The following is a 23,952-nucleotide window of genomic DNA, read 5'->3' as shown; positions in this document are numbered from 1 at the left end:
TGCGGGTTGCGCGCGGTCGCATTTGCCGGCGAACATTCAAAGAATGTAGCTGTGCGCCTCGCTTTCCGTCGCACTGTCAGCCGCGGAGACAGGCTTGGCGAAGAGGAAGGCACCATCTCGCGAGAACAGATCCGCCGGCATCATCTGGAACTCGCGCTGCGAATGCGGGACATCCAATTCACGATCGACAATATGCCAGAGGCTGTTGAAGAACGATCCGTCGGCTTGCCTCATGCTTTCCCCCCGAAGCGGCTTTCTCGATGAGAAAACCGTTGCTGGATTGGCCCACATGTCGGCAATGGCGATATCGTAATAGCCGGGATGCGCGGCATTGGGTTTGATAATCGCGAAGGGCGTGTTCTTTTCCGGCCAGCCTACGCGGCCCACGGTCAGGCACTCTTCCGGCTCGGGCAATCTTGCCTCCACAAGATAGGCCAGTGCCGCATCGATGCCGCCGATTTCCGAAACGACGCACGATGTCAGTCCCGCGCGGGCAAGCTGCATCAGCTTTCGAGCCTCTTGTTCATCCATATCGGCCCATCTCAGGAAAGCCATCCATTGCTGGTGCAGGCAGTCGTCCTTGGCCTGGCAAAGAAGTCGTCCTGCCTCCAAAGCGGATTCGACCCTCCTCCTGTCCGCCTCCGCGAAGGCTTCCCGCGCAGGGCGAATTCGGCCGGCAATTTCCATCAGGTCATTTGAGATGTTTTTCATATCCTCCTCCCCAGGCGGATTTCTAATCTGATTTATGCGCTCCATGATGCGTTGGTTTTGTATTGCGTAGAAGGCCATCACGGGAACGCGTGAGATATCTTAGTGGCGTGGCCAACCTATTCTTTTGAGCAAGGGTCCCACTTCCGACTGTCGGCTGATCCGCGCGCGATTGTGTTCGCTACTACTTGCTGCCATAGCTTCGCTTTCGTCATTGTCGGCGTCGCCTGGTCCACACGACGACGTCTGCAAATTCTGCCGTCCGATCCGCCGAACGCCGTCTGCCGGGCGGTATGCGCGCGGTGGATGCTCGGGACCCAACGCTGGTCGCGACATGCAAACTTCTGGCTTAATTTTTCGACGATTGAAGAATGCGCGTACCCTATCATTTCGGTGATGGTGCTCATCCAACCAGACCTGGAGACCTGCGCAGTAAGGAGTAGTCAGAAGAGCTGGAGAAAGCCCGAATGACGGCGAAGGAAGAAAATCCACACGCCTTTGGGCGAATGGAAGTAGGCGCCGTATCTTTCAACGAACTTGCACGCCCAAGGCTCTTGAAGTCATAGCGAAGGGCAATCTGGCTTGAAGAGTGGGGCGATCCGGAACTCCATGACAGCAGTGGCCATCACAGCACCCGCTCGGGCGGGTTGGCGATTTCGACAGCCGAGCGTCATTCCGGGTTTCGGATTGACGCTCGGCTTCTCGCTTGCCTACCTTACCCTCATCATCCTCATTCCGCTGTCGGGGCTGATCTGGCGCTCTGCGGCGCTCGGCTGGACCGATTTCTGGGCGATCGCCACCGACCGCCGCACCATCAACGCGCTGGAGATCAGCTTCGGCACCGCCTTTGTCGCGGCCGCCGTCAATGTCGTGTTCGGCACGCTGGTCGCCTGGGTGCTGGTGCGCTACCGCTTTCCCGGCCGCCGCATCGTCGATGCCATGGTCGACCTGCCCTTCGCGCTGCCGACGGCGGTGGCCGGCATCGCGCTGACCACGCTCTACGCGCCCAATGGCTGGATCGGCAAACTGTTGCTGCCGCTTGGGCTCAAGGTCGCCTACACCCCGCTCGGCATCGTCATCGCGCTGGTCTTCATCGGCCTGCCCTTCGTCGTGCGCACCGTGCAGCCGATCATGGAGGAGATCGACAAGGAGGTGGAGGAGGCCGCCGCCACGCTGGGCGCCAGCCGCTTCCAGATCGTCACCCGCGTGCTGTTCCCCGGCCTGGCGCCGGCCATCGTCACCGGTTTCGCGCTGGCCTTCGCGCGCGGCGTCGGCGAATACGGCTCGGTCATCTTCATCGCCGGCAACCTGCCCTACAAGTCCGAGATCGCGCCGCTTTTGATCGTCATCCGGCTGGAGGAGTACAATTACCCGGCGGCGACCGCCATCGCCGCGATCATGCTGGCGCTGTCGTTCCTGATGCTGCTCATCGTCAACCTGGCGCAGACATGGAGCCGCAAGCGCTATGGCTGATCCGGAGATCAAATCCTACGAGCCGCATCACGACAGCCGCTCGGCGGCGGTAACCGAAAGCCGCCCGGCGCAGGCCGTGCTGATGGCGATCACCTTCGCCTTCCTCGGCATCTTCCTGCTGTTGCCGCTGATCATCGTCTTCAACGAAGCCTTCGCCAAGGGCGTCGGCGCCTACACCGAAGCGCTCGGCAATACCGACACGCGCTCGGCGATCCGGCTGACGCTGCTGGTGGCGGCGATCTCGGTGCCGCTCAATGTCGTCTTCGGCATCTCGGCCGCCTGGGCGATCGCCAAGTTCGAGTTCAAGGGCAAGGCCTTCCTGACCACGCTGATCGACCTGCCGTTCTCGGTCTCGCCGGTCATCTCGGGCCTGGTCTATGTGCTTCTGTTCGGCGCCCAGGGGCTGCTCGGCGCCTGGCTGAAGGCGCACGGCATCGTCATCCTGTTCGCCGTGCCCGGCATTGTGCTGGCCACCATCTTCGTCACCTTCCCCTTCGTGGCCCGCGAACTGATCCCGCTGATGCAGGAACAGGGCAATGGCGACGAGGAGGCCGCGCTGTCGCTCGGCGCCAATGGCTGGCAGGCCTTCTGGTATGTGACGCTGCCCAACGTCAAATGGGGGCTGCTTTACGGCGTGCTCTTGTGCAATGCGCGCGCCATGGGCGAGTTCGGCGCGGTCTCGGTGGTGTCGGGCCACATACGCGGCCTGACCAACACCATGCCGCTGCATGTCGAGATCCTCTACAATGAATACAACGCCGTCGGCGCCTTTGCCGTCGCCTCGCTGCTGGCCGGCCTGGCGCTGGTGACGCTGGTCCTGAAGACACTGCTCGAGATGCGTTACGGCGCCGAGATCGCCGCGGCGCGTGGACATTGATGCATGTCGCCCAAAAGTGGAAACCGGTTTTGGGATAACGACATGCATGACCAAGGATTTGATGTCGCCCAAAAGCGGGAACCGATTTGGGATAACGGCATGCAGCCACTACAAAGGGACTGTTGATGGAAGTTCGCGTTGCCAATGTGCGCAAGGAGTTCGAGCGGTTTCCCGCGCTCCATGACGTGTCGCTCGACATCAAGTCGGGCGAGCTGATCGCGTTGCTGGGGCCGTCGGGCTCGGGCAAGACGACGCTGCTGCGGCTGATTGCCGGGCTGGAGCGGCCGACGCGCGGCAAGATCTTCTTCGGCGACGAGGACGCCTCGCACAAATCGATCCAGGAGCGCAATGTCGGCTTCGTCTTCCAGCACTACGCGCTGTTCCGGCACATGACGGTCTCGGACAATATCGGCTTCGGCCTCAAGGTCCGGCAGGGCTCGACGCGGCCGCCGGCGCAGGAGATCCGCCGCCGCGCCTCCGAACTGCTCGACTTGGTCCAGCTCTCGGGCCTGGAAAAGCGCTATCCGGCGCAGCTATCCGGTGGCCAGCGCCAGCGCGTCGCGCTGGCGCGCGCCATGGCGATCGAACCCAAAGTGCTTCTGCTCGACGAGCCGTTCGGCGCGCTCGATGCGCAGGTGCGCCGGGAACTGCGCCGCTGGCTGCGCGACATCCATGACGCCACCGGCCACACCACCGTCTTCGTCACCCACGACCAGGAAGAGGCGCTGGAGCTTGCCGACCGCGTCGTGGTGATGAGCCAGGGCCGCATCGAGCAGGTCGGCACCGCCGATGACATCTATGACAGGCCGAACTCGCCTTTCGTCTATGGCTTCATCGGCGAATCGAGCTCGCTTCCCGTCAAGGTCGAGAATGGCGAGGTCTGGCTCGCCGATCGCCCGATCGGGCTGTCGGCGCCGGACGCCGCCAGCGGCAATGCCAGGCTGTACTTCCGCCCGCACGACGTCGAATTGCTGAGCGGCTGCTCTGGCTGCATCGCCGGCACGGTGGTCGCCAGCCGCCGCGTCGCCGGCACCCGCCGGGTGGAACTCGAGATCGGCGGCGAACGCCAGCGCGTCGAGATCGAGCTGCCCGTCGATCATCCCGCGGCCCAGAAGAGCCGGGTAGCGTTCCGCCCGGGCCGCTGGAAGCTGTTTTTTTCCGACCAGGCAGGCAGCTCATTCGCGCCGGCGGAACAGAACCCTCGCCAAAACGAGAAGACGCTTCCCCCAGATATCAGGAAGCGGCGTATGGCTGACGCAGGCCCGCTGATTTGAATTGTCCGTATGGAGGTGAGGCGGTTGCGAGCCGCCAGCCCAATGCTGGTTTGCCCAAGCAACCTCGGTTCGATCTAGCGACATGCAAAACAAGACCTAAGCGGCTCGCATGAATCCGTTTCGGCGTGCCGCGCTTCAAACAAAACGAGTGAGCTTGTCGCCAGATTGTTCGGCCCGCCACGCATTGCTCTTACTCAGGGTCAAGGGGATCGCGCAGCTTCAGCACAGACGCAAGCTACGCTCGCAAGCATGCGGCAAACGCCGGCAGCTTCAGCTTCGGTGACCAGCCTTTGGCTGTGCGCCCGGCAGACATGCGGGACCGATCGGTTCGAAAGTCTTGTAGGTCAGGATGAATTCGCGGTGCCCGAGTTGTTCGGATTTCGTCGCATGGCCATTGGCGACAGCAAGAACCAGATTGAAGATTTCGTCGCCGACATCCGACAAGGTGGCGGCCCCTTCGAGGATACGTCCGGCATCGACGTCCATGTCGCCCGACAGGCGACGGTATGTTTCGGGATTGGCGCAGATCTTTATGACCGGTGCGACCGCCGACCCCGAGACCGAACCGCGGCCGGTGACGAAGAGCGTGAGGTGACAACCGGAAGCGATGAGCTCCACGATCTCGGCATTGTCCGAGATGTTGGGGAAGCCAAAACGCACGTCCCCGTCCGGCACGACATCCATCAGGTAGAGTCCGCCGCCAGGGGGAATGTCGCCCGGCTTGATGAGGCCCGAAATCGGCGACGAGCCCGATTTGGCATAGGCACCCATCGATTTCTCCTCGATGGTGGATAGGCCGCCATCGGCATTGCCCGGAGCGAAACTGCCATAGCCTAGCGTCGCGTAGTATTGCGCTGCCTTTGCCACGGAGGCGCGCAGCTCGACGCCGAGTTCAGGCGTCACGGCACGGCTCGCCATGATCTCTTCGCAGCCGATCAGCTCGCCGGTCTCCTCGAAAATACAGGCTGCTCCCGCACGGACCAGCCGATCGAAGGCAAGGCCGGCGGCGGGGTTGCCGGTCATGCCGCTGGTGCCGTCCGACCCGCCGCAGATCGTGCCGACAATAAGTTCACTCGCATCCATTGGCACTCTCGCGACCGCGCCCAGCTCTTGCAGGCGTTGCCCGACCCATTCGATGCCGTCGGAAATCGTCGACAAAGTACCGCCGTTTTCCTGGATCGTCAGCGTGGCCACCGGCCGTCCGCTTGCCTCGACGGTGCGGGCGAGCGAGAATTTGTTGAAGCTTTCGCATCCCAGTGACAGCAGCAGTACCGCGGCGACATTGGGATGCGTACACAGACGCTCCATCATCCGCTGCGCATAGGGATTGGGAAAGCAGCCTGGAAAGCCGATCAGATGCACGTCCCTGCCGCGGAAATGGGAGACAATTTCGCGACCGACATGATGCGCGCACTCTACCAGATAGGCCACGATCACAATGTTGCGGATGCCCTTGCGACCGTCCGGCCTGAGATAGCCGAGGATGGTGGACTGTTCGCCGGTCATGATCCGGTCTCCGCTATTACGTGCGTTTTGGTGTAGTCGCTCTTCAGATTGTGAATATGGACGTGCTCGCCGGGTCCGATCGACCGCGTCGCCGAGCCGATCGGGACGCCGTATTTGATGACCTTCATCCCCGGGGCGATCGGCAGCCGCGCCAGCTTGTGGCCGAGCTCCACGGCCTTGATCAGAATGCGCGACTCGCCGCCAACGATGATGGTCTCACCGGCTTCGATGCGCCGGCAGGCGACCAGCACATTGTCGTGATCGCAGAGCAGGAGCAGACGAGGATCGTCCATCGTCGGCTCACATGACGCCGAAGGTACGGAAGGCTTCGCAGGCGCTCATGCCGTCGCGGATCGCGGTTGCGACCTTGTTCTCTGTGCTGACCTTCTCGATCGCGCGCTCGATCGCTTCCTTTTCCGCCTCGCGCGGGATCACAAGCACGCCCTCGCGGTCGCCGAAGATCAGGTCGCCGGGCGTTACCAGGATGCCTTCGATCTCGATTGGGCAGCCATAGTCGATCACCTTGCCTCGCGGGCCCTGGTCCTGGGCATAGATGCCGCGCGAGAAGACCGAAAAGCCGAGCTTTTCGATTTCCCAGGAGTCGCGGATATAGCCGTTGAGGACGGCGCCGGCAGCCTTCAGCTTCTGGGCCCTGGTGGACATCAGCCCGCCCCACAGCGCGTAGCGGAAGGAGGAGCCGCTGGCGATGTAGACATCGTTCTCCGTCAGGCTGTCCAGCGCTTCCATCATGAGGCCGAACGGTTTGTTCGCGAGCGGACCGTGCGCATCCGGCGAACCGCCGGAAAACACGTCCGCCTCCAGCACCGGCATCGCGCGGCCGATGACTTTCATCTCCGGCTGCAACGGCACGATCCCGGCCGGCAGGAACTGCCGGCGGTGGCCCATTACATCGAGCACGTCGCCGACGACGGCCGTGAAGAGTTCCTTGCGGATGACTTCGAAGATCGCCTTGTCAGTATCGGTCGTCATCTGTTTTCTCCCTCGAAAAACTATGGTGTCAGAAGCCGTGCAGCGCGCCGCCGTCGACCACCAGTATATGGCCGGTCACATAGGCTGAGGCGCGTGAGGCGAGATAGGTCATGGCCCAGCCGATATCGGCGCCCTCGCCGAAACGACCCATGGGAATGCGGCTGTTGATCTTGCGCGCCCTTTCCGGATCGGCTGCGGTGGCCTGGCGTAGAAGCGCGGTGTCGATCCAGCCTGGTGCCACACCGTTGACGCGTATCCCGCTGGGCGCAAGTTCGGCCGCGAGCGCCCTCACCATGCCGACATAGGCGGCTTTCGCCGCCGAATAGCCGATCACGTTGGGAATGCCGAGGAAAGAGCTCATCGAGGCGGTGAAAAGAATGCTGCCCCTTGCTTCCGTCACCTGCGGCAGGAAGGCGCGCGAGAGGGCGAAGGCGCCGCCGACATGGACGTTCAGCACCGAATTGAAAGCCTCGACGCTCATCTCGCCGAGCGGCTTCTTGACCGTGTTGCCGGCATTGTTGACGAGGATCGAGACGCGTCCGGATTTTTTTGCCACCTCGCTGGCGAAACCCGTGGCACCGGCAGTGTCGGTCACGTCGAAGACATGGCTCGTGGCGGAAGGCCCCAGCGTCTCGCAGGCGGCAGCGAGCTTCGCGGCGTTGGTGCCGACGATCGTCACCTTGGCGCCGGCTTCGACGAAACAGGTGGCGATCGCAAGGCCGAGACCGCTTCCGCCGCCGGTCACCAGCGCATGCTGCCCCTCCAGCCCGAAGATATCCTTGATGCTCATGCGTCTTCCTTCGCTTCGATCCGGACGACGATCTTGGTGAAGCCTCCGGGGTTCTTGTCCCAGGCTTGCATGGCCGCACCGGCTTCCTCGATTGGCACGACGCGTGAGACGATGCGGTCGCCGGCGTCCCGATGTTGCTTCAGATAGCCGATAACATCGTGGAAATCGGCGATCTCGGAGCCGCGCGACCCGCGGATATCCATCTCCTTGAGCAGGAAGAACTTGGTGTCGTAAGCGATCTTGTTCTTGGCGTAGCCGACATAGACGACCCGGCCGCAGGACGCCACGAGATCGATCGCCTGCCGAAAGGTCGCATCCGCGCCGACCGCCTCGATGACGACCTGCGGACCGTCCCCACTGGTCAGTTCCAGGACATGCGCCAGGACATCTTCGCGCGACGCATCGATGGTGTCAGTGGCGCCGAGCACCTTGGCAACGGCGAGTTTGTCGGCGCTAAGGTCCACTGCGATCACGCGTGAGCCCCGCCTGACAGCGCCGAGCAAGGCGCCGAGCCCAATGACGCCGCAGCCAAGGATGACGACGGTTTCTCCAGCCGAAAGCTCGGAGCGGCGGACGGCATGGAAGCCGACGGCAAGCGGCTCGATCAGCGCGAGGTCCCGCTGGCGCATGCCCTCGACCGGAATGATCTTGCCCGCGGGAACGACGATGATCGAGGCCATCGCGCCCTCGCGCTGGACGCCCATCGTCCGGTTGTCCTTGCAGGCGTTCGGCCTGCCAAGGCGGCACGCATGGCACCTGCCGCAATTGAAATAGGGAAGAATAGTCACGGACTGGCCGACCGCAAGCGCGCTGACGCCGTCGCCGAGCGCCGAGATGGTGCCGGAGATTTCATGGCCCAGGACGCGCGGGTAGGAGATCAGCGGATTGAGGCCGCGAAACGACGTCAGGTCGGAACCGCAATACCCCACATACTCCATCCGCACCGCGACTTCGCCCGGGCCCGGTTTTGGTTCGGGCAATTCGACCAGCGAGATCTTGCCGGGTTCCTCGAGGCAGACAGCTTTCATCATGGCGCTCAGGCCTCACAGATCGTGCTGTTGTCGATGGCATCCCAGTCGATCTCGACACCGAGGCCGGGGGCTGACGGCGGCGCGGCGTAGCCGTCCTTGATCGGCAGCGGCTGCTTGAGGCCGAAGGCGAAGTTCTCCATTGGATAGAGCACTTCGAAGAAGTCGCAGTTCTTGATCGCCGCGGCGCAATGCAGGTTGACGATCTCCATCGGGTGGAAGATGGCGGTATGGATCTCGCAATTGACGCCGAAGGCTTCGGCGAGGCGGGCCGTCTTCATGACGCCCGTGACGCCGCCCGTCCAGGAAACGTCTGCCCGGACGCGATCGACGACACGAGTCGAGATGCATTCGGCGATGCTGTAAGGGTGCTTCGCAAGGACTTCCGTCCCGACGAGCGGGATTTCGAGGGTGCGGGCGAGCTCCCGCAGCGAATGCACGTCCTCGTCGTATAAAGGCTCTTCCAGCCAGTAGAAGTCGAGCCTTTCCAGCTCGCGGCCGAAGCGGATCGACTGCTCGAGATTGAACATCGAGACCGGGTCCGACATCAGCGTGAAATCCGGCCCGACGGCGGCGCGGACCTGGCGATGGACGTCGATGTCGTAGTCGAGGTCGAGTCCCGGTGTATGGAGCTTGTAGGCCCGCAACCCTTCGGCTTTGGCGCGCAGCGCCTCTTTCACATAGTCCTGCGGCCCCGACAGGATCATCGAGCTGCCATAGACCGGCACGCGTTCGCGGAAGGCGCCGAGATATTTGTAGAGAGGCTGCCCGGCGGCGGTGGCCGACAGCAGCCAGAGGCAGGTGTCGAATGGTCCGTAGGCATAGATCGGCAAGTGGCCCCACCAGCGGTCGGCCACCCGGAAATCGTGCCATGCCTTTTCCCGGTCGAGCGGGTCGCGGCCGATGAAGAACGGACGCAGCGTGTCGGCAATCAGCCTGCCGGCGCCCGCCGCCGAACGACCGGCGAACCCGAAGGCGGTTGCCTCGAGCCCGGTATCCGTCGCCATGGTGACGGTGAGAAATTCGAACTTCGCGAAATCCCCGGTTCGAAACGCGCTGGCGGCAAAATCGCCTGGTTTGCGCTGGCAGCAGCGCACCTTCACATCCGTGATTTTCATGAAAAAACCTTCGATAAACCGATCGCAGCGGCATGTGTGGATCCGGGGGAGTCCCGGATCCAGTCATTCTCAGAAGCGGGGCAGGTCGACTTCGACACCCATCCATTTTTTCTGCAGGGCCTGCAGCTCACCTGTAGACTGGAGCATGAAGAGCTCCGTGTTCAGCCAGTGCAGGAAGTCCGGGTCGTTGCGGCGCAGGCCTATGCCCATCGGCGCCTGCGCCACGACGAACTGCTTCTTGAGGTTGGGATCGTGCTCCTCGACGGCGCGGGCAAGCGCGCCGCTGGTCACGATGCCTTCGACTTGGCCTGCGAACAGCGCCTGGGATGTCGACGCGTCATCGTCATAGCGCTGGATCTGTGCGCCTTCGACGGCCTTTTTGGTCATGACGATGTCGTTCGTGCTGGCCCGCGTCACGCCGATCTTCCTGCCGGCCAGATCCTCGATCTTGGTGATCGGCTGGTCGGCGGGACCGACATAGACCTGCTGGTCGACATAGTACGTGTTGGTGAACGCGATGGCCTTGGCGCGCTCGGCGGTGATCGAGAACGAATAGATCACGATGTCGAGCTTGCCCGAAGTCAGGTTCGGGATGCGGTTGGCTGCCGTCGTGTCGACGATGTTGACCTTGACGCCGAGATCGCGGGCGATTGCCTTTGCCACGGACACGTCATAGCCGTCGGGCTGCATGCTGCTGTCCATCAGGCCATAAGGCGGCGTTCCAAGGCCGACGCCGACATTGATAGTGCCGCGCTGCACGATGGCGTCCAGCGTGCTCTCGGCCTTTGCGGGCAATATCATCGCCAGCATCGCGGCGACCCCGACAGCAAGTCTCTTCAATAGCATGATACTTTCCTCCCTGGTGTGATGAACCGGATCTTCAGTTGGCTGCCTGCTGCAGGCGGCGCTCCAGGCGGCGGCTGGCATGGGACAGTATGGAGCAGATGCCGAAGTAGATGGCTGCGACCGTCAGATAGACGGGCAGCGGCTGAAACGTGGCGCTGGAGACGATCTGTCCTGCTCTCGTCAGTTCGATAAAGCCGACGACCGAAGCAAGCGCGGTGTTCTTGACGACCTGAACGGAGAAGCCGACCGTCGGAGGAATGGCGACGCGAAGCGCCTGCGGGATGATGACGTCGGTCATCGTGTGCCGCCAGCCAAGCGCCAGCACGAACGACGCTTCCCATTGCCCCTTGTTGATCGACTGGATCGACCCGCGCCAGATCTCGCCGAGGAACGCGCTGCTGTAGAGCGTAAATCCAAGGCCGGCCGCGTAGATCGCCGGAAGGTCATAGCCGAGATTGGCGACGCCGAAATAGGCGATGAAGAGAATGACGAGCAGGGGCGTTCCCTGGATGACATAGATATAGGCCTGTGCGATCCAGCGCAGCCAGGCGAAACGGGAGAGGCGCATGAGGGCGATAATCGATCCGCCGATGGCCCCGCCTGCAAGCGCAATTCCCGAGAGGACGACCGTCCACGTCGCACATTGCAGCAGAAACTCGACATGATGGAGATTGAATGTCTGGAACATCGTCATCGCCCTGCAAAGCGGAAGGAGAAGAGGGCACGCTCAATCAGTGCGAAGACGCCTTTGAATGCAGCCGTCAGGACAAGGTAGATGGCCGCGACCACGAGATAGGCTTCCAGGCTTCGGAAGGTCAGGCCCTGCACATCATTGGCGACGCCGGTCAGTTCCGGGACGGAGATGACGGAAACGACGCTGGACGCCAGCATGATCAGGATGAACTGGCTGGTCAGTGCCGGGAAGATCGCTGAAATCGCCGGCAGCAGAACGACATAGCGGAAGGTGAGATACGGTGACATGCCAAGCGTGTGCGCCGCCTCCCGCTGTCCCTTGCCGATCGTCTGGATACCGGCACGGACGATCTCGGTGATATAGGCGCCCGCGTAGAGCGTCAGGGAGAGGATGGCCGCCGTCACTTCGGAAATGCGGATGCCGATCGAGGGTAGGCCGAAATAGACGATATAGATCTGCACCAGAAACGGCGTGTTGCGGATGATCTCCACATAGGCGGCCGCGATTGAGGAGAGGACTTTCGAGCTCGAAAGTCTCATCAGGGCGCTGACGATGCCGACGCACATGCCCAGAACCAGCGCGGCGGCCGACAGGCCGACGGTCAGCATGGCGGCGTGCACGAACAGGTCGCCGCGCGCGAATGTCCCGGAAAAATCTAGGTACTCCACACTCGTCCCCGGTCTTTAAACAAGGTTCGGTTCGATCGCTCGCGCAAGGACTTTCACCTGGCGCAAGGTGTTCTGCCGGCTTCTCTCGAGATGTCGCTGCAGCGCCGCGAGGATCTGGCTCTTCTTGCCGGCGATGATGGCATCGAGAATATTTTGGTGCTCCTCGACCGAGCGGCTGTAATCGCCTGGAATCGAGACGAAGACCGTATGCGTCTGGCCGACAATGCGGGAGTGGACCTCGGAGATCATCGGTATCCCCGCGGCGCCGACGAGCGAACTGTGGAAGGCCCGGTCATGGGAGAGCGCCTTCGCCAGATCGTCGAGCGACGACCCTTTGGCGAAGCGCCTGTGGTTTTCGAGGCTGTCCTGGAGCTTCACCCGCAGCGCCTCATCGAGCCGTCCTGCGTCGAAGGCTGCTTCCACGGCCCCTTTCTCGAGCAGTGTCCTGGCCGCGTATAATTCCTCGACGGCTTCCTCGTTGAAGCTGCGGACCACCATGCCGCGCCGCGAGGAATTGACGAGAAGCCCGTCCGCCTCCAGCCGCAGGCAGGCTTCCTTGACAGGCGTGGGACTGATGCCCAGTTCCGCCGCCAATTCGTTTGGCAACAGGCGTTGCCCGCCTGCCAGCCTGCCGCCGACGATCCGCGACCGCAGCTCCTGGTAGGCCTGCTCGGCCAATGTTGTCTTGATCATGCTCATGGCCCAAGCATCGGTCAGGTTCCGGTTCGGTGCAACAGAAAAATTAAAAATAGAAAATTTTTTATTTTCTGATTTCGATCTTTCGGGTTACAAGTCAACCTCGCAACAAGGAGGAATTCATGGACGCCAACGGCAGCGCCTTTGTGAAACTGCGCGACGCGGTGAAGATGTTCGGCGGGTTTCAGGCGCTCGATCACGTCAGCCTTGAGGTGGCGAAGGGCGAAAAGATTGTCGTCTGCGGGCCGTCGGGCTCAGGCAAGTCGACCTTGATCCGCTGCATCAACGGCTTGGAAGACCTGCAGCAAGGCTCGGTGGAAATCGACGGCAAACCGCTGGTCGAGAAGTCCCACGGACGTATGGTTCCGCGCCGGGACATCGGCATGGTGTTCCAGCAGTTCAACCTCTTCCCGCATCTCAAGGTGATCGAGAACTGTACGCTGGCGCCCGTCCGCGTGCTCGGAAAATCCCGCAAAGACGCTTCGGAGAGAGCGCTGGAGATGTTGCACAAGGTACGGATCGCAGATCAGGCGGACAAGTATCCGTCCCAGCTTTCCGGCGGCCAGCAGCAGCGCGTCGCGATCGCCCGCGCGCTCTGCATGCAGCCCAAGATCATGCTCTTCGATGAACCGACCTCGGCTCTCGATCCGGAAATGGTCAAGGAAGTGCTAGACACCATGGTCTCGCTGGCATCCGAAGGCATGACGATGATCTGCGTGACGCACGAAATGGGTTTCGCCAGCCAGGTGGCCGATCGGGTCGTCTTCATGGACAAGGGCCGGATACTCGAGGAGGCCACGCCGAAGGAGTTCTTCGCAGCCCCGAAGCATCAGCGTGCACGCGAATTCCTCTCGCAGCTCCTTCATTGACAAATTCATATCCGCCAAGGGTCATAGATGAAAATCGCCTCCGTCCGCCCGTTTATTCTCCATCTTCCACTCACCTCGGACTCCATTTCGGACTCGACCCACAGCATCACCCATTGGGGTGTCGTGGGTACGAAGATCGTCACCACGGACGGGCTGGAAGGTTATGGCTTCACCGGCACGCATGCCCATCTGGCCGCCGACCGGCTGATAACGTCCTGCATCGGCGAGTGTTACGCGCCGCTTCTGGTAGGCGAAGACGCCTCGGATCATCAGCGTCTATGGACCAGGCTTGCGCGCCATCCTTCGCTTCAATGGGTCGGTCGGGCCGGCATCACGCATCTGGCGCTGGCCGCAATCGATATCGCGTTGTGGGATATGAAGGCGAAACGGGCGGGCCTGCCGCTGTGGAGTTATCTCGGCGGCGCGCGCACCGATGCCCTGGAGGCCTACAATACCGATATCGGCTGGATTTCGTTCGATCTGGACACGTTGCTGCGCGGCTCCGCGAAAGCCGTCGAGGAGGATGGATTCACACGCATCAAGATCAAGGTCGGCCATGACGACCCAAATGTCGACGTCGAGCGCCTGGCGGCTGTGCGCAAACGTGTCGGACCAAGGATCCGGATCGCAATCGACGGCAACGGCAAGTGGGATCTTCCGACCTGCCAGCGGTTCTGCGCGCTGGCGCGCGACCTCGATATCTACTGGTTCGAGGAGCCGCTCTGGTATGACGATGTCGCCAGCCACGCCACGCTCGCGCGCAATACATCGATCCCGATCGCGCTCGGCGAGCAGCTCTACACGATCGACGCGTTCCGCTCCTTTGTCGATGCAGGAGCCGTCGCCTACGTCCAGCCGGACGTCACGCGGCTCGGAGGAATAACCGAATACATCCAGGTCGCGGACCTGGCACTGGCGCATCGGCTTCCCGTCGTTCCGCATGCAGGGGAGATGAGCCAGGTGCATGTGCATCTGAGCTACTGGCATCCTGCATCGACGATCCTCGAATACATCCCCTGGATCAAGGATCACTTCGAGGAGCCGATCCGCGTCGAAGGCGGCATCTACAAACGGCCCGAACGGGCCGGTGCGAGCACGACCGTCCTGGCCGAAAGCTTTGCCCGCTACGGCAAAAGCCTGGGCTAGGGCATTCCAGGAAAAGCGCCCGCGGCATCGGGGCGGCGCTATTCCTTCACCGCGCCGGTCATCGAGGAGACATAGTGCTCGACGAAGAACGAATAAAGCACGACGACCGGCAGGGATCCGATCAGCGCGCCCGCCATCAGGGCACCCCACTCATAGACGTCGGAGCGGACGAGTTCGGTGAGCACCCCGACCGGCACGGTCTTGTTTTCGGACGACTGGATGAACGTCAAGGCATAGATGAACTCGTTCCATGACAGGGTGAATGCGAATATGCCCGCCGAGATCAGGCCTGGCACCGACAGGGGCAGCACGATCTTGCTCAGGATCTGCCAGCGGCTTGCCCCGTCTATGAGCGCACATTCTTCCAGTTCGAACGGGATGGAGCGGAAGTAACCCATCAGCAGCCAGGTGCAGAAGGGGATCAGGAAGGTCGGGTAGGTGAGGATGAGCGCGAAGGGTGTGTCGTAAAGCCCGAGGTTGAACACCATCACCGACAAGGGGATGAACAGTATCGAGGGCGGCACGAGATAGGCGAGGAACACCGCGAGGCCGACCTGCCGTGCCCCGGAGAACCGCAGCCGCTCGATCGCATAGGCCGCGAAAACCGACGCCACCAGCGACAGGAAAGTGGCGGCGGTCGAAATGATGATCGTGTTGAGCAGCCAGCCCGGATAGGACGTCTCGAAGAGAAGATAGCGGATGTGCTCCAATGTCGGATGCACGACCCAGAGCGGGTTGAAATTGGCATAGTCGGTCATTTCGACATTGGGCTTAACCGCTGTGATCGTCATCCAGTAGAACGGGAACAAGAGCACGATGACGAACACGAGCAGGGGGAGATAGACCGTCACCACACGGCGCGGCACGCTCTGCAAATAGCCCATGCCGCCTTCGTCGAGCTGCGGCTGTTTTGTCTTCCTGGTGGCAGCCATGTCAGTCTCCGCCCCCCTGCTGCCATTTGCGGCGCTGCAAGCCGAAATAACTGAACAGGATCGCGGCAAGGAGGAATGGGATCATGGCGACCGCGATCGCGGCGCCCTCGCCGAGCTGGCCGCCCGAAATGCCGCGCTGGAACGACAGCGTCGCCATCAGATGGGTGGCATTTACCGGTCCGCCGCGGGTCAGCACATAGATCAGCTGGAAATCCGTGAAGGTGAACAGCACCGAGAACGTCATCGTGATCGCGATGATGGGGGTGAGCAGCGGCAGCGTCACATGGCGAAACAATTGCCAGCGGCTGGCGCCGTCGAGCGTGGCGGCCTCGTAAAGCGATTGGGGGATTGTCTGCAAGCCGGCAAGCAGCGTGATGGCTACGAAAGGGATGCCGCGCCAGACATTGGCCGCGATCACCGAAGCACGCGCGTTCTCCGGATCGCCGAGGAAATTGATGCGATGGTCGATCAGCCCCATCTGCTGGAGTGCCCAGGACAGGATCGAGAACTGCGAATCGTAAATCCACCAGAAGGCGATGGCCGACAGCACCGTCGGCACCACCCACGGCAACAGGACAATCGCGCGGAAGAACGATTTGAAGGGAAGGTTCTGGTTGAGGATGAGCGCCAGCCAGAGGCCGAGCGCGAATTTCAGGATCGAGGCGCTGACGGTGTAGAGCAGGGTGTTGAAGACGGAGAGCCAGAAGACGGCGTCGCTCCACAGATATTCATAGTTCTCGATGCCGATGAAGATGCCGGGACGGCCGATGCGGGCATCGGTGAAGCCGAGCCAGACGCCGAGCCCAAGCGGATAGGTCAGGAAGACAAGCAGCAATGCCGCCGCCGGCAGCATGAAGCCGAAGCCAAGCGCGTTCCTGCTCTCGGCCAGGCGCGACAGCATCGAGGAACGCGGCTGAGCGGCGACGGACGGCACGGCCATGGGGCGGGCTCCCTGCAAGGGTCTCGTTGATCGGCCTGGCGGCCGCCCTGCGCTTCCGGAGGGTCGGATAGCGCGGGGCAGAGCCGCCAGGCTCAGCTGGCATGGATCAAACGCGATAATACCGGTTTGCGCGCTTCTCCGCCTCTTCCATTGCCTCCTGGGGCGTGGCCTGCCCCGTGACGGCCTTGGCGAACATGTCGACCAGGACATAGTCGGCCATGGTCGCCGCCGAGGCATAGCCGAGCGGCCCGGCATAGCCGTTGGGCCGCAGCGTCGCCGAAGCCTTGGCGTAAGCGGCATTGTTCGGATCGGCTGTCCACACCGGATTGTTGTCGAACGCCTTGAGCGTCTGGCAGCAGTAGCCCGCCGAGGAGGTGATCCAATCTGGCATTTGCGGGTCCTCGAACATGAATTGCAGATAGGCTTTGGCCGCGTTGGGGTAGGGCGTGTAGTCGAAGATGACGGCTGTGGTCACCTGGAACAGTTCGACGGATTTGCCGACAGGACCGATCGGCAGGTTGGTGGTGCGTATGTCCTTGGCCATTTCCGCCAGCTTCGGATCATTGTCCTTGTTGATCTTGGCCGTGTTGTAGGCGGAAATGCCATTGGCGATCACACTGAGTTCGCCGGCCAGGAAGGCGCGATTGTTGTTGACGTCGAGCCAGCTTTCGGTGCCTGGAATAAAAGTCTTGTAGAGTTCCTGCGCGTATTCGATCGCCTTGAGGGTCTCGGGGCTGTTGATCGTCACCTTGCCGCTCTCGTCGACCATCTGGCCGCCATGGCTCCACAGCAGCCAGTGCGCATAGTTGTTGCCATCGCCAACACCATGGCCGTGCGTGAAGCCGGCCGGATGCCCCTTCGCCTGCAAGGCCTTGCAAAGTTCGAGGAAGCCTTTCGTGTCCTTGGGGAACTCCGAAAAGCCGGCCTCTTTTACCCAGCTTTCCCGATAGACGATGGCATTTCCGATGGTGGCGAGCGGCAAGCCGATGAATTTGCCTTCCCGGGTAGCATATTGCTTTGGTCCGTCGTGCCAGCCGCCGTATTTCGAGCCCAGATACTCGCCCAATTCCGTCACGTCGTGCAGCTTATCGGGATACTGATGCGGGTCGTCGAACCAGACGAACATCAGATCCGGACCTGAACCGACATTGGCGGCCACCGCTGCCTTGGGGCGAATGTCTTCCCAGCTTTCCTTGTCGACACGTACCTCCACGCCCGTCGCTTCGGTGAACCGCTTGGTGTTTTTCAGCCACTGGTCCTCGTCGCCCTGCACGAAAGGCGACCAGCGCAGCAGCCTGAGCTTCGCACCGTCCTCCGGCTTGTACTTCAGCCCCTCCTGGGCGAATGCCGGGGAGCCGGCGAAGCGGCTTCCCAAAACGCCGGCAGCAGCGCCGGCCGTCGTGCGGATCACGTCACGTCTGGTGAATTTCATGCTCGTTCCTCCTGTTTGTTTCTCTTGCCCTTTGGTCTTTACAGCTTGCCACGCGTTTGAAGCCGCTGCCCGGTTTCGCCGTGGAAGAGATGAATGAGGCCGGGTTCGGCGGTCAGCCGGATGGTTTCGCCCGGCGTGAAGGAATGACGTTCCCGAAAGTTGGCCACGATCTCTTCACCGCCGGCTGTCCGGCCGATGAGCTGTACCTCCGACCCGGTCGGCTCGATCACCGCGATGGTGACCGCAATGCCCTGATCGGACAGCCGCAAATGCTCGGGCCGTATGCCCAGCACCACCGGCTCGCCGCCTTTGACGGACGATGCTGCGTCCAACGGCACGGAAATTCCGCCCGCGCCCCGAAAGGACGGCGACCCGTTCGTCGCGATTTCGCCCCGCAGCAAATTCATGGCGGGCGAGCCGATGAAACTGGCGACGAAGAGATTGTCCGGCCTGTCGTAGAGTTCCAGCGGCGGCCCGATCTGCTCGACGATGCCGTCATGCATGACCACGATCTTGTCCGCCATGGTCATGGCTTCGATCTGGTCGTGGGTAACATAGACCGTCGTGGTTTTCAGGCGCTGGTGCAGTTCCTTGATCTCGGCGCGCATCTGCACCCTGAGCTTGGCGTCAAGATTGGACAGCGGTTCGTCGAACAGGAAAACCGCCGGATCGCGCACGATCGCCCGCCCCATGGCAACCCGCTGGCGCTGTCCGCCGGAAAGCTGGCGGGGATAGCGCGCCAACAGCGGCACCAGCCCCAGAATTTCCGCAGCGCGCTGAACGCCGGCGCCGCTCTCAGCCTTCGAAACGCCCTTGAGCATGAGCGAGAATGCCATGTTCTCGGCGACGGTCATATGCGGGTACAGCGCATAGTTCTGGAAGACCATAGCGACGTCGCGTTCCTTCGGCGCAACGTTGTTGACGACACGTTCGCCAATCGCAATCTCGCCCCGCGAAATCTTTTCCAGGCCCGCGATCATCCTGAGCAGGGTTGATTTCCCGCAACCCGACGGCCCGACCAGCGTGACGAATTCGCCATCGTCGATGTTCACGCTGACGCCGTGCAGAACCTCGACGGTCCCGAATGATTTGTGAACCTCGCTAATCGCGACAGACGCCATCGATCCTCCTCCCGAACGATTCCCGCGACGTCTCTTCGAAGGAACCGCTGACCTCTCCCGGCGACGGCCCTCCAACCTTCATGTGGTCACGCGATACGGAGACGGTAGCGCTACCAAACCTGCCTGTAAAGCAGGCGCTTCGATAAACATTCAGGCTGCATTCCCGGTTGCTCATTGGACTGCCCACCACATGGCTGGAGACAGCAGGGAGATCGGCCACGGGATGAATATCAACCACTTGCACCGTCCGCCGGCCTGGGCAACCGCGCATGGAATTCGCCGACGATGCCGCGCCGGAAGACGAGCACGCAGACCATGAATATCAGGCCGGTGGCGATGGTCACCGGAAAGCCTGAGGTGGCGAGTGTGTTTTCAAGGCCGACGACGAAGCCGGCGCCGACGACCGGCCCGACCATGGTACCGATGCCGCCAAGCAGCGACATCAGGATCACCTCGCCCGACATCTGCCATGTCACGTCGGTGAGCGTCGCGAACTGGAACACGATTGCCTTGACCGCGCCGGCAAGCCCCGCAAGTGCGGCCGACATGACGAAAGCGGCGAGCTTATACCTGGCGACAGAATAGCCGAGCGAGATGGCGCGGTTCTCGTTCTCGCGGATCGAGCGCAGGATCATGCCGAACGGCGAGTTGATGATCCGCCAAATGGCGAAGACGCCGATCAGGAAGATGGCCAGCACGACATAGTACATGTTGACCGTAGCGTTCAAATCGATGATGCCGAAGAGGTTGCCGCGCGGAACGCCCTGGATGCCATCCTCGCCTTGCGTGAACGGTGCCTGCACGCAGAAGAAGAAGAACATCTGCGCCAGCGCCAGCGTGATCATGGCGAAATAGATGCCTTGCCGGCGGATGGCGAAGAAGCCCATGACCAGCCCGAGCAGGGCCGCGCCGGCGGTACCCAGCAGAATGCCTGCCTCCGGCGGCCAGCCCCATACCTTGACGGCATGCGCGCAGAAATAGGCGGCGCCGCCGAAGAAGGTCGCGTGGCCGAAGGACAACAGGCCGGTGTAGCCGAGCAACAGGTTGAAGGCGCAGGCAAACAGCGCAAAGCACAGCATCTTCATGAGGAAGAACGGGTAGACGAAGAACGGCGCGGCGATGAGCGCCAATACCGCCAGCGCCACCAGGGCCCGTTCCAGCCGCACGGAGGCCGCAGCGCGCTTTTCGTGAACCGTCAACTCGCTCATCTCAGGCGTCCCTTCCGAACAGGCCGGCCGGCCGCAGCAGAAGCACGATCGCCATGATGACGAAGACGACAAGGTTCGACGCCTCGGGATAGAACACCTTGGTCAGGCCCTCGGCAAGGCCGAGCATGTAGCCGGTGACGATGGCGCCCAGGATCGAGCCCATGCCGCCGACCACGACGACGGCGAAGACGACGATGATCAGATCCGACCCCATCAGCGGACTGACCTGGTAGACGGGAGCCGCCAGGATCCCGGCAAGACCGGCAAGTGCCGCGCCCAGTCCATAGGTGAGTGTCAAAAGCAGTGGCACGTTGACGCCGAAAGCCTGGACCAGTTCTGGATTTTCGGTCGCGGCGCGCAGATAAGAGCCAAGCCTGGTCTTCTCGATCAAAAGCCATGTGCCCAGGCAGACGAGAAGTGATGCCAGCACCACCCAGCCGCGATAGTTGGGCAGGAACATGAAGCCGAGATTGGTGCCGCCCGCAAGTAGCGCCGGCACCGCATAGGGATTTCCTGAGACGCCGTAATAATAACGGAAGACGCCCTCGATGACCAAGGCCAGGCCGAAAGTGAAGAGCAGGCCGTAGAGAGGGTCGAGCTGGTAGAGCCGCGAGAGCGCTGCACGCTCGACCACAATGCCGAACAGCCCGACGGCGAGCGGCACCAGGATCAGCGCCGGCCAATAGCCGATGCCGAGATGGACAAGCAGCAGATAGCCGATGAAGGCGCCAAGCATATAAAGCGCGCCATGGGCAAAATTGATGATGCGCAGCAGGCCGAAGATGACGGCGAGGCCAAGGCTCAGCATCGCATAGAAGGAACCGTTGATCAGCCCGACCAGCAACTGCCCGAGAAAGGCCTGGATGGGGATGCCGAAGATCATCGTCATGGCGCGATCATACTCCGAGCACCTCGTGAAGTTGAGCGTCGTGGGCGGCCAGTTCGCCGACCGGAAACCCGCTCAGCACCTTGCCGTGCTCCATCAGGTAGAAGCGGTCGGCAATGCGGGCGGCGAAACGGAAATTCTGCTCCACGAGCAGGATCGTCATGCCGCGCTTTTTCAACGTCGCAAGCAATTCGCCGATGCGCTGGACGATGACCGGCGCCAGGCCTTCGGTCGGCTCGTCGAGGAGCAGCATCCGGACGCCCGTCCTCAGGATGCGGGCGATCGCCAGCATCTGCTGCTCGCCGCCGGATAGCCTGGTGCCCGGGCTGTTGCGGCGCTCCTTCAGGTTGGGAAAGAGCTCGAAGATCTCCTCGACGCTCATGCCGCCCTTGGCCACCACCGGCGGCAGGATCAGGTTCTCGTCGACTGTCAGCGTGGCAAAGATGCCGCGCTCCTCGGGAACGAAACCGATGCCTTGGTGGGCGACACGGTGCAAGGGCAGGCCGATCAAGTCGTTGCTGTTGAAGACGACACTGCCGGTGCGCTTGCGGATCAGCCCCATGATGGCGCGCAGCGTCGTGGTCTTGCCGACGCCGTTGCGGCCAAGCAGCGTCACGGTTTCGCCGCGGAACACATCGAGGTCGACGCCGTGCAGCGCGTGGCCCTCGCCGTACCAGGCATGGAGATCGCGCACGGCAAGCAGCGGCTCACTCATGCTCGGTTCCCATATAGGCTATCCGGACGCGTTCATCCTGGCTGACCGTCGGATAGTCGCCCGCGGCGAGCACCTTGCCGCGCTGCATCACGGTGATCCAGTCGCAAAGATCGGCAACGACGGTCAGATTGTGCTCCACCATGAGCACGGCCCGATCGCGGGCCAAGGCGCGGATGATCCCGGAGATCATGCTGACATCCTCGTGCCCCATGCCGGCCATCGGCTCGTCGAGCAGCAGCACCTTTGGATCGAGCGCCAGCGTGGTGGCGATCTCGAGCACGCGCTTGCGGCCATAGGAGAGATCGCCGGCGAGCCGGTGCGCCGCGTCGTCGAGGCCGACCGTGCCGAGAAGCTCGCGCGCCCGCGGCGTCAGTTGGTCGAGCGCCGAAAGCGGGCGCCAGAACTGGAAGCCCAGCCCCCCTGGCCGCTGCAGCGCGACGCGCACATTGTCGAGCACGCTCAGATGCGGAAAGATCGCCGAGATCTGGAACGAGCGCACGAGGCCCATCCGCGCCACCTTGGCCGGCGGTGTCCGGGTAATGTCGGTGCCGAGCAGTTCAATCGTGCCGCTGGTCGGCTGCAGGAACTTGGTCAAAAGATTGAAGATCGTGGTCTTGCCGGCGCCGTTCGGCCCGATCAAGGCGTGAATCCTGCCGTGATGAACGTCGAGATCGACATCCTTCACCGCGACGAACCCGGCGAAATCGCGCCTGAGGCCGCGGGCGGAAAGCACCACCCGCGGCATGTTCCCTTCGCCGTCAGGCCTGACGGCCGCGGCGGTTGCCGTCGTCACTTGCTGACGAGCGGACAGCCGCTATCCGTGGCCTTCATGAAGGCCTGGTCGCCCGGAATGGTCGCAAGATAGGTGTAGTAGTCCCAATCCTTCTTGCTCTCCTCGGGCTTCTTGACCTGATAGAGGTACATGTCGTGCACCATGGAGCCGTCGGCCTGCACCTTGCCGTTGGCGGTAAAGACGTCATTGACCGGCATCGAGTGCAGTTCCTTGGCCACCGCTTCGGTTTCGTCGGTGCCGGCTTTGTCGATGGCCTTGAGATACTGCGACACCGCCGAATAGGTCCCGGCCTGGATCATGTTCGGCATCCTGCCGGTGCGTTTGAAGAAGCGGTTGGCGAACTCGCGGCTCTTGTCGTCGCGATCCCAGTAGTAGCCTTCGGTCAGCACGACGCCCTGGGCCGCCTGCAGGCCGAGGCCATGCACTTCGGCCAGCGTGAACAGAAGTGCCGCGAGCCGCTGGCCGCCAGCGACGATGCCGAATTCGGCCGCCTGCTTGATCGAGTTGGAAGTGTCGAGACCGGCATTGGCAAGGCCAACGATTTTGGCGCCGGAGGATTGCGCCTGCAGCAGGAAGGATGAGTAGTCGGTCGAGCCGAGCGGATAGCGCACTTCACCAAGCACCTTGCCGCCGCGATCCTTGACGAGCTTGGCGGTCTGCTCCTCGAGCGAATAGCCGAAGGCGTAGTCGACGGTGATGAAATACCAGCTGTCGCCGCCTTGCTGCACCAGGGCACCGCCTGTGCCGACGGCCTGGGAATGGGTGTCGTAGGCCCAATGGAAACCATAGGGCGAGCACTGCTTGCCGGTCAGGTCGGTCGCAGCCGCGCCGGTGACGATGTCGATCTTCTTCTTTTCCTTGGAAAGTCCCTGCACGGCGAGCGCCACCGAGGAGGTGGTCAGTTCCATTATGGCATCGACCTGCTCGGTGTCGTACCACTGGCGCGCTATGTTGGAGGCGATGTCCGGCTTGTTCTGGTGGTCGGCGCTGATGACCTCGATAGGCGCATTCTGGACCTTGCCGCCGAAATCCTCGACAGCCATCTTGGCCGCCTCGACGGACCATTTGCCGCCGAAATCGGCATAGACACCCGACTGGTCGTTGAGGATGCCGATCTTGACCTTGCCGTCGGAAATTTCGGCTGCCGCCGCTGGCATCGCGGTACCCACAAGCAGCGCGGCTGAGATGAGATAGGATGCTTTCACTGGTATTTCCTCCCTTGTGGCCACTGTCGAAAACGCC

General features: G+C 62.3%; 25 protein-coding genes. 5 read left to right on the top strand and 20 right to left on the bottom strand.

Features of this window, described 5'->3' with window-relative positions; translation table 11 throughout:
* Positions 1-36: 36 nt before the first annotated feature.
* On the bottom strand, positions 37-711 hold the full coding sequence (locus tag FJ949_RS19725) for a hypothetical protein (protein ID WP_140498426.1): 675 nt from the start codon (positions 709-711) through the stop codon (positions 37-39).
* Between the two features lie 606 nt (positions 712-1,317).
* On the opposite strand from FJ949_RS19725, the gene cysT reads away from it, so the two are divergent.
* The 3 genes from cysT to FJ949_RS19710 all read left to right on the top strand — a co-directional run bounded on the left by cysT (position 1,318) and on the right by FJ949_RS19710 (position 4,332).
* The gene (cysT, locus tag FJ949_RS19720; RefSeq protein WP_140498425.1) at positions 1,318-2,181 is read left to right on the top strand and encodes a sulfate ABC transporter permease subunit CysT; all 864 of its coding nucleotides are present in this window, start codon (positions 1,318-1,320) and stop codon (positions 2,179-2,181) included.
* On the top strand, positions 2,174-3,058 hold the full coding sequence (gene cysW / locus FJ949_RS19715; RefSeq protein WP_140498424.1) for a sulfate ABC transporter permease subunit CysW: 885 nt from the start codon (positions 2,174-2,176) through the stop codon (positions 3,056-3,058). The genes cysT and cysW overlap by 8 nt, the downstream gene beginning before the upstream one ends.
* Before the next feature lie 125 nt (positions 3,059-3,183).
* Complete coding sequence (locus tag FJ949_RS19710; protein WP_140498423.1) at positions 3,184-4,332, top strand: sulfate/molybdate ABC transporter ATP-binding protein; 1,149 nt, start codon at positions 3,184-3,186, stop codon at positions 4,330-4,332.
* A 270-nt stretch (positions 4,333-4,602) separates the two neighbouring features.
* On the opposite strand, the gene FJ949_RS19705 is transcribed toward FJ949_RS19710, so the two are convergent.
* The 10 genes from FJ949_RS19705 to FJ949_RS19660 all read right to left on the bottom strand — a co-directional run bounded on the left by FJ949_RS19705 (position 4,603) and on the right by FJ949_RS19660 (position 12,671).
* A complete protein-coding gene (locus tag FJ949_RS19705; protein WP_140498422.1) occupies positions 4,603-5,838 on the bottom strand; it encodes a UxaA family hydrolase in 1,236 nt (411 codons plus the stop codon).
* Entirely contained in the window at positions 5,835-6,131 is a 297-nt protein-coding gene (locus FJ949_RS19700; RefSeq protein ID WP_140498421.1) for a UxaA family hydrolase, read from the bottom strand. Before FJ949_RS19700 ends, FJ949_RS19705 begins: the two co-directional genes overlap by 4 nt.
* Before the next feature lie 7 nt (positions 6,132-6,138).
* On the bottom strand, positions 6,139-6,828 hold the full coding sequence (locus tag FJ949_RS19695; protein WP_140498420.1) for an RraA family protein: 690 nt from the start codon (positions 6,826-6,828) through the stop codon (positions 6,139-6,141).
* A 28-nt stretch (positions 6,829-6,856) separates the two neighbouring features.
* Positions 6,857-7,618 (bottom strand): SDR family oxidoreductase, encoded by a 762-nt coding sequence (locus FJ949_RS19690; RefSeq protein WP_140498419.1) that lies wholly within the window; start codon positions 7,616-7,618, stop codon positions 6,857-6,859.
* A complete protein-coding gene (locus FJ949_RS19685) occupies positions 7,615-8,649 on the bottom strand; it encodes a zinc-binding alcohol dehydrogenase family protein (RefSeq protein WP_140498418.1) in 1,035 nt (344 codons plus the stop codon). The genes FJ949_RS19690 and FJ949_RS19685 overlap by 4 nt, the downstream gene beginning before the upstream one ends.
* A 5-nt stretch (positions 8,650-8,654) precedes the next feature.
* Positions 8,655-9,764 (bottom strand): enolase C-terminal domain-like protein, encoded by a 1,110-nt coding sequence (locus FJ949_RS19680; RefSeq protein WP_140498417.1) that lies wholly within the window; start codon positions 9,762-9,764, stop codon positions 8,655-8,657.
* A gap of 69 nt (positions 9,765-9,833) precedes the next feature.
* Positions 9,834-10,610 (bottom strand): transporter substrate-binding domain-containing protein, encoded by a 777-nt coding sequence (locus tag FJ949_RS19675; RefSeq protein ID WP_181165309.1) that lies wholly within the window; start codon positions 10,608-10,610, stop codon positions 9,834-9,836.
* Between the two features lie 34 nt (positions 10,611-10,644).
* Entirely contained in the window at positions 10,645-11,298 is a 654-nt protein-coding gene (locus FJ949_RS19670; RefSeq protein WP_140498415.1) for an amino acid ABC transporter permease, read from the bottom strand.
* Between the two features lie 2 nt (positions 11,299-11,300).
* Complete coding sequence (locus FJ949_RS19665) at positions 11,301-11,972, bottom strand: amino acid ABC transporter permease (RefSeq protein ID WP_140498414.1); 672 nt, start codon at positions 11,970-11,972, stop codon at positions 11,301-11,303.
* A gap of 15 nt (positions 11,973-11,987) precedes the next feature.
* Positions 11,988-12,671, bottom strand: coding sequence for a GntR family transcriptional regulator (locus FJ949_RS19660; protein ID WP_140498413.1), 684 nt, complete (start codon positions 12,669-12,671; stop codon positions 11,988-11,990).
* A gap of 119 nt (positions 12,672-12,790) precedes the next feature.
* Between FJ949_RS19660 and FJ949_RS19655 the strand changes: the two genes are divergently transcribed.
* Positions 12,791-13,537: an amino acid ABC transporter ATP-binding protein gene (locus FJ949_RS19655; RefSeq protein ID WP_140498412.1), complete on the top strand. Its 747-nt coding sequence runs from the start codon at positions 12,791-12,793 to the stop codon at positions 13,535-13,537.
* A 27-nt stretch (positions 13,538-13,564) separates the two neighbouring features.
* Positions 13,565-14,683, top strand: a complete 1,119-nt coding sequence (locus FJ949_RS19650; RefSeq protein ID WP_140498411.1) for a mandelate racemase/muconate lactonizing enzyme family protein — start codon at positions 13,565-13,567, stop codon at positions 14,681-14,683.
* A 38-nt stretch (positions 14,684-14,721) separates the two neighbouring features.
* Here the strand turns inward: FJ949_RS19650 and FJ949_RS19645 are convergent, their stop codons facing one another.
* From FJ949_RS19645 to FJ949_RS19605, 9 genes are all read right to left on the bottom strand, one after another.
* Entirely contained in the window at positions 14,722-15,615 is an 894-nt protein-coding gene (locus FJ949_RS19645; RefSeq protein WP_140498410.1) for a carbohydrate ABC transporter permease, read from the bottom strand.
* Position 15,616: 1 nt separating this feature from the next.
* Positions 15,617-16,555 carry a sugar ABC transporter permease gene (locus FJ949_RS19640; RefSeq protein WP_140498409.1) on the bottom strand — a complete coding sequence of 313 codons (939 nt, stop codon included), beginning with the start codon at positions 16,553-16,555 and terminating at the stop codon, positions 15,617-15,619.
* A gap of 106 nt (positions 16,556-16,661) precedes the next feature.
* Positions 16,662-17,987 (bottom strand): ABC transporter substrate-binding protein, encoded by a 1,326-nt coding sequence (locus tag FJ949_RS19635; RefSeq protein WP_140498408.1) that lies wholly within the window; start codon positions 17,985-17,987, stop codon positions 16,662-16,664.
* Positions 17,988-18,025: 38 nt separating this feature from the next.
* Positions 18,026-19,108: a sn-glycerol-3-phosphate ABC transporter ATP-binding protein UgpC gene (gene ugpC / locus FJ949_RS19630; protein WP_140498407.1), complete on the bottom strand. Its 1,083-nt coding sequence runs from the start codon at positions 19,106-19,108 to the stop codon at positions 18,026-18,028.
* Positions 19,109-19,338: 230 nt separating this feature from the next.
* A complete protein-coding gene (locus FJ949_RS19625; RefSeq protein ID WP_140498406.1) occupies positions 19,339-20,316 on the bottom strand; it encodes a branched-chain amino acid ABC transporter permease in 978 nt (325 codons plus the stop codon).
* Position 20,317: 1 nt separating this feature from the next.
* The gene (locus FJ949_RS19620) at positions 20,318-21,205 is read right to left on the bottom strand and encodes a branched-chain amino acid ABC transporter permease (protein ID WP_140498405.1); all 888 of its coding nucleotides are present in this window, start codon (positions 21,203-21,205) and stop codon (positions 20,318-20,320) included.
* Positions 21,206-21,212: 7 nt separating this feature from the next.
* The gene (locus FJ949_RS19615) at positions 21,213-21,917 is read right to left on the bottom strand and encodes an ABC transporter ATP-binding protein (protein WP_140498404.1); all 705 of its coding nucleotides are present in this window, start codon (positions 21,915-21,917) and stop codon (positions 21,213-21,215) included.
* Positions 21,910-22,662 carry an ABC transporter ATP-binding protein gene (locus tag FJ949_RS19610; RefSeq protein ID WP_140498403.1) on the bottom strand — a complete coding sequence of 251 codons (753 nt, stop codon included), beginning with the start codon at positions 22,660-22,662 and terminating at the stop codon, positions 21,910-21,912. The genes FJ949_RS19615 and FJ949_RS19610 overlap by 8 nt, the downstream gene beginning before the upstream one ends.
* 44 nt (positions 22,663-22,706) lie before the next feature.
* On the bottom strand, positions 22,707-23,915 hold the full coding sequence (locus FJ949_RS19605; RefSeq protein ID WP_140498402.1) for an ABC transporter substrate-binding protein: 1,209 nt from the start codon (positions 23,913-23,915) through the stop codon (positions 22,707-22,709).
* Positions 23,916-23,952 lie beyond the last annotated feature (37 nt).

It is taken from the genome of Mesorhizobium sp. B2-4-1 (assembly GCF_006442185.1).
GTDB lineage: Bacteria > Pseudomonadota > Alphaproteobacteria > Rhizobiales > Rhizobiaceae > Mesorhizobium.
Note: the sequence above shows the minus strand (reverse complement) of the source record. Positions and strands in the feature narration are given on the sequence as shown.